This is a genomic window from Sebaldella sp. S0638 (genome assembly GCF_024158605.1).
Lineage (GTDB): Bacteria > Fusobacteriota > Fusobacteriia > Fusobacteriales > Leptotrichiaceae > Sebaldella.
Genome location: NZ_JAMZGM010000188.1, coordinates 1 through 3,870 on the forward strand (window position 1 = coordinate 1; position 3,870 = coordinate 3,870).

Consider the following 3,870-nt stretch of genomic DNA (forward strand, 5'->3'; position numbering starts at 1 on the left):
ATAGATAAATCAATATATGAAAAACAAATCTTTTATTATATCAGATTTAATTTACAGACTTTCTTGCACACTCCCTGCAGCTTAGTATATAAATAAGCTAAATTTTTTACTGCAGTTAAATTCCCCTTATCTATAGCTAATTTATAATATTTTTCTGCTAATTTATTTTCATTCTTTACTAAGTAAATATTTCCTAAATAATTTAATCCTATTCCATTTTCAAATGAACCTGATTTTTTAAAATACTTTTCTGCTTTAGTATAATCATTTTTTGTGTAATACTTTAGCCCTGTTTCGAAATTTTCTTTTTCTGACTTCCCAGAACAAGAAATGAATAAAAATATTCCTAATAATGTACTTATAATTGTTTTTAACATTTTTCCTCCATTCTCAAGAATTATACAACTATATATAAAAAAATTCAATTTTTTACAATATCAAGTTTCACTTCTCGTTGTTTATTAATTTTATAATTCTTTAAATCTATAATTCCAATAGCTTTTTATATAAACTTTTTCCTCTTTATTTAAAACTGATATTGATTCATTTGAGAATTATTCAGAATTATTTATATCTATTTACTTTTTCTTTATTTCAAATTCAATAACATTAAAATATATGTTGTATCTGATATCAAAGTCTCAAGCTTAAAGCAAAAATCTGCGAAATTACTCTGTATATTTAATAGAAAATAAAAAATATCCATTTTGAGAATATTTTTTTATTTGAATATATTTATCAAAAACTTTCTTAAATTCATACTTGTCTGAATTTTCACTGTATCCGGATTAACAGAATATCTCTCCTGCTCACTGCTTTTAGTCTGATTCTATTAATACAATCCCAGTGAATCAATCACTGAAAATAAAGTAAGTAATAACTCTTCATTTTTTATTATCTCTAAATCCCAATATCCAAATTCTTTGTCCATATAAACTTTTATTACTTTTTCTTTCATTGTTCCTTTTGATTTTATTGTATCAAGCAAAAGTTTTTGAACTTTCTTTTCATATATCTCTGCAGATTCAGCTGATTGATTTTCCAATTATTTTTAAAATTTTACCATAAAATTCTCTGATTCTTCCGGTGAAACATTTCCATATATTTTATATTTGACTTTTACTGTTAATTCACTTGTGTCTTTTTTCTCTGACACTTATAACTTTATACCTGTGTTCTTTCAGCATAGGACGTGCCTTGAAAAATATTTCATTACTGGTAGCATTTATATTCTCTGCCACTCTTTTTATTTTTTCATAATTTCTAAAATTAAAAAACAACTTAATTTCCAAAATATTTCTCTTCTGATGCTAATATTTTACTTTCTTTATTATAGCTTTAATCCTGACTTTCCAAAACTTTTATTTTTGTAAAAAATCACCCGCAGTTTTGCAGTATCTGCGTCTTATCGTTAATTTTTTTCTTGGGTTCTTTATTTCCAATAAAATGATATTTTTCAACATTATTTTAAAATATCTCTTTTAATTCATACTGTTTCCCTTTATCCTCTATGATATATCCTGAAGAACCGCATCCATATTTCCACGGCCCCTTATCCGGCGGCAAATTTTCTTTTATGATTTCAAATGTTTTTGAATTTACATTTTCTATTTTTTCTCCCTGATAATATACATATATTTTGTCTTTTGCCAACAGCCTGTAATACGGCTCTGATTCTATAATCTCAAATGTGTCATAATCTGCTTCTTTTATTTCTTTCTCTGTTTCGTTACGTCTTTTTTCCACATAATAAACTTTATTATTTTCTTTTTTATATCCTCTATATACACAGCTCAAACTAAAACTTAACTGATTTATCATTAATAAAACCAAAATAATAAAATAATTCTTTTTCATTCTGCCTCCTCAAATATTTTTTATATTGTAATATTCTATTATTATGAAAATAAGGCTATTTTAGCCTTATGTCAATTCCGGAATTATTCTGCCAGTTCGTACATTCCGGCTCTAATATCCTCTATTAAGTAATTGCCGTTTTTATCTTTTACTTCCTTTATATACGGTGAAAAACAATGTGCTGCTGTTGTTTCTGCTAAATAATTTTCATTATGTTTTGATACTACTTCCAATGTTGAACCATCAATTCCCCTTACAATTTTCCCCATATAATACAGATTATTTTTATCTTTTGCCAGACCGCTTCTGTCTAGCATAACAAAGGTTTTAACATCTGCTTTTCTCACTTCATTGGTTTTCTTTGAGTGCATTCCCGGTGTTATTCCCTCTGAATAAATAATTTTATTATCTTTTTGCTCATATAAATAAAAATTACACGAAGTTGAAAAACTAAAACTGGAAAACACCATCATTCCCGCTAATATCATTAAATTTTTCTTCATTATAAACCTCCTTTTTTTATATTATAAAATATTAATATGAAGTCTGCGTGAAGTTTTTCAAGATCGAATATTACTTTCATTCTATCAAACAAAACTTTTAGTAAGATTAATCTCCTTAGATTTGAATTAATTTTATACAATTAATTTTTAACCATTACTTTTTTTCCATTGTAATAATAATTATCTTTATCTTCTGAATCATAATATATTCCATTTAAATTTTTATCAGTTTTGTGCACTACAAATGTTTTGGGATCTATTTCTTTTCTTCTATTATAATAACCATAATAAACATTTTTTTTATCCACTGCATAACCTTTTTCTAAAACTTTAAATGTTTTTGTATCTGCTTTATATTTTCTTTTCCCATGTTTTTTTAAATAAATATTTCCCCTATAATATACATAATTTTTATCTTTTGCATACCCGTCATTCAAAAATTGAAATGTCAGCGGATCAGATTTTTCTAATTTTCTGCCAGAAAAAAAAACGTGTTTTTTATCCCTAAAATAAGTATAACTTCTTTCCGGATCAATTAATAATTCAAAGCTGAGAATATCAACATCTTTTATCTTATTTCCCATATAGTAAATATGACTTTTATCTCTATAATAATTCGTATTTAATTTTTCAAATGTTGAAATATCTGCTCCCTTTACCTCATTCCCCTCATAGTATACTGAATCTTTATCTCTTGGAAATAGCTTTATCTCAAATGTTTTAGGGTCGGCATTCTTTATTTTTTTCCCATAGCCTTTAGTTTTAGCTGAAAATATATTAAGATAATAAACAGAAGTTTTATCCTTGCCATAATTAGGACTAATACAATTAAAACTTTCCAAATCAACTCTTTTTAACTTTACATTTTTATTATATCCACAACTAACTTCTGATATTTTTTCTTTTGAAGAACAAGCACAAATCAGAAGTATCATTGTTATGCTTATTATTACCTTTTTCATCTCCCTGTCTCCTTTTATCTTTTAAATTATTATTCATTATATAATTTAAATAAATTTTCTGTACAAATTATTTTATAATATACCTTTATATGCTCTGACATTACATGCCAACACCTTCTGCAAGAAGCATATAGCAGAGGGAATTTAAAATTTTGACAGTTCCTTAAATTACATAAAATTTCATTCTTAAAATTTATATTGGTTTTGCATATAGTTTTCAATATATAATCTTGCTTATAAAACAATTCATTTTTTTGCTTATAAAATTCCCGTCTTTATAAACATACTTTTCATTATTTTCTCCTGCAAACCGGTTTAAACTATACTGTATTCATATGACATTTCTTAAGCATATTTCTCGGTAAGCGGACATCTTTACTCACATTTTCATAATTTTTACTTTCTTTTAGTTTTATATTTATTATATAAGTTATAAGTATAATTAGAAAATTATACACTATTTAAAATATTAAATTGTACTTATGTCAATAATGTGGACACATTTATCTTGTCTATTATGAAATTTTTTTCAAATATTCTTTAGGAGA

6 protein-coding genes are annotated in these 3,870 nt (G+C 25.2%); all 6 read right to left on the minus strand.

All coding sequences use genetic code 11. From position 1 onward, the window contains the following. Positions 1 to 35: 35 nt before the first annotated feature. The 6 genes from NK213_RS19090 to NK213_RS19115 all read right to left on the minus strand — a co-directional run bounded on the left by NK213_RS19090 (position 36) and on the right by NK213_RS19115 (position 3,322). A complete protein-coding gene (locus tag NK213_RS19090) occupies positions 36 to 377 on the minus strand; it encodes a hypothetical protein (RefSeq protein WP_253352262.1) in 342 nt (113 codons plus the stop codon). 455 nt (positions 378 to 832) lie between these two features. Further along, entirely contained in the window at positions 833 to 1,045 is a 213-nt protein-coding gene (locus NK213_RS19095) for a hypothetical protein (protein WP_253352264.1), read from the minus strand. An 85-nt stretch (positions 1,046 to 1,130) separates the two neighbouring features. Beyond that, positions 1,131 to 1,292: a hypothetical protein gene (locus NK213_RS19100; protein ID WP_253352265.1), complete on the minus strand. Its 162-nt coding sequence runs from the start codon at positions 1,290 to 1,292 to the stop codon at positions 1,131 to 1,133. A gap of 175 nt (positions 1,293 to 1,467) precedes the next feature. Further along, entirely contained in the window at positions 1,468 to 1,857 is a 390-nt protein-coding gene (locus tag NK213_RS19105) for a DKNYY domain-containing protein (RefSeq protein ID WP_253352267.1), read from the minus strand. Positions 1,858 to 1,940: 83 nt separating this feature from the next. Further along, positions 1,941 to 2,360, minus strand: a complete 420-nt coding sequence (locus NK213_RS19110) for a DKNYY domain-containing protein (RefSeq protein WP_253352269.1) — start codon at positions 2,358 to 2,360, stop codon at positions 1,941 to 1,943. A gap of 140 nt (positions 2,361 to 2,500) precedes the next feature. Beyond that, a complete protein-coding gene (locus NK213_RS19115; RefSeq protein ID WP_253352270.1) occupies positions 2,501 to 3,322 on the minus strand; it encodes a DKNYY domain-containing protein in 822 nt (273 codons plus the stop codon). Positions 3,323 to 3,870: the final 548 nt, after the last annotated feature.

What these genes read in the sequence shown, in the direction of transcription:
- NK213_RS19115 (WP_253352270.1), bottom strand. Translation starts at nt 3,322, where the DNA reads ATGAAAAAGGTAATAATAAGCATAACAATGATACTTCTGATTTGTGCT.
- NK213_RS19090 (WP_253352262.1), bottom strand. Translation starts at nt 377, where the DNA reads ATGTTAAAAACAATTATAAGTACATTATTAGGAATATTTTTATTCATT.
- NK213_RS19105 (WP_253352267.1), bottom strand. Translation starts at nt 1,857, where the DNA reads ATGAAAAAGAATTATTTTATTATTTTGGTTTTATTAATGATAAATCAG.
- NK213_RS19110 (WP_253352269.1), bottom strand. Translation starts at nt 2,360, where the DNA reads ATGAAGAAAAATTTAATGATATTAGCGGGAATGATGGTGTTTTCCAGT.